At 37.3% G+C, this 1,283-nt stretch carries 1 protein-coding gene; it reads left to right on the top strand.

Going from position 1 to position 1,283, the window contains the following annotated elements; all coding sequences use genetic code 11:
* Positions 1-310: 310 nt before the first annotated feature.
* Complete coding sequence (locus EGI26_RS07225; protein WP_255077314.1) at positions 311-712, top strand: hypothetical protein; 402 nt, start codon at positions 311-313, stop codon at positions 710-712.
* The last annotated feature ends 571 nt before the right edge of the window (positions 713-1,283 follow it).

Here is a 1,283-nt window from a genome sequence, read left to right as displayed (position 1 = left end):
TCGAGCACACCTGTCACATCGAGCGGTAGTCGAGATGAAGACTGAGATGTTATTAGGATGAGTAAGATGCTGACTGAGATGCTGATTACCACAAATTCAAGAAGCAAATTGAGATGTCGCTTAAAACTAGTTAACTTTGGCAGCAGAAAACGTATTCTCGAACGGAACGCCGCCCGCTACCGCTCGAACTGACAGGTTAGACCCTTGAACTGACAAAAAAACGATATCAAACAGACAATGAATCGTATTTAATGATACTTTTATATAATTACACAAATGCTAGGCTTTTGCCTTTTGGAAAATTACTCAAATGTCTATTTTAAAATATCTAATCTCTTTTTCGGCTTTAATTCTTTTACAGGCCTGCTCCTACTCCAAGCCATTAGAAATCGATGGTTTTGATTCTGAACTTTTCAAAGGCGATCGAGGGGGTTGTGAAGGGAAAAGAATTCAACAACTGGCTTTATTGAAACAAAACAAAGACCGTATTCTGACTATCTCCGAAAACGAAATCGTAAAAACCATTGGGCGGTACGATTATCAATTGCTCGACAAAAAGTCTGAGAAATATGTCGTTTATTTCTTCGAGCGTGGACCGCAATGCCAAAACATCCGCAACACCACCACCTCCGAAGCCATGATTCTCCACTTTAACTCCATAGGCTTGGTTAAAGAAGTTGTTTTTCAGAAAGGTGGGGCGGATAGTATGTGAGTGGGCGTTATTCCTAAAACCCTAATTGTCTTCCTGGTTAATTATTGAGGATGTTTTTTCTAAACATTAAGTGCATTAAGATATTCTCAGTCGCTAAATGGCCTTAATTTTTAAATTTAAAGTTCTTTTTTCTAAACATTAAGTGCATTAAGATATTAAGTTCATTAAGATATTCTCAGCCGCTTAATGGCCTTAATTTTTAAATTTGAAGTTCTTTTTTTTAACATTAAGTTCATTAAGACATGAAGAGCATTAAGATATTCTCAGCCCCTTAATGGTCTTAATTATCTTAATGTTTTAATCGTTGAAGTTTTTTTTACCACAGAGTCCCCAGAGTTTAGCACTGAGTTACACAGAATAAGACTTGTGCCTATAAGTTTTATTTTATCACAAAGTACCCAGAGCTTGGCAAAGTGGAACACAAAGCTTAACATTCAATGCCTTGTGCCTTATACCCCATAGCCCCAATACCTCATTGCTTCATTACCAAATTGCCTCAATGCATCATTGCCTAAGTGCCTCATTGCCAAATTGTCTAATTGCCAAATTGTCTAATTGCCAAATCGCCTCA

Origin of the sequence: Lacihabitans sp. CCS-44, assembly GCF_024343735.1 — a bacterium.
GTDB lineage: Bacteria > Bacteroidota > Bacteroidia > Cytophagales > Spirosomataceae > Leadbetterella.
The sequence above is the reverse complement of the archived record's forward strand: the minus strand, read 5'-3'. Positions and strand labels throughout refer to the sequence as shown.

Bases quoted from the DNA above. Each gene is read 5' to 3' on its own strand.
- EGI26_RS07225 (WP_255077314.1), top strand. From the start codon at position 311: ATGTCTATTTTAAAATATCTAATCTCTTTTTCGGCTTTAATTCTTTTA.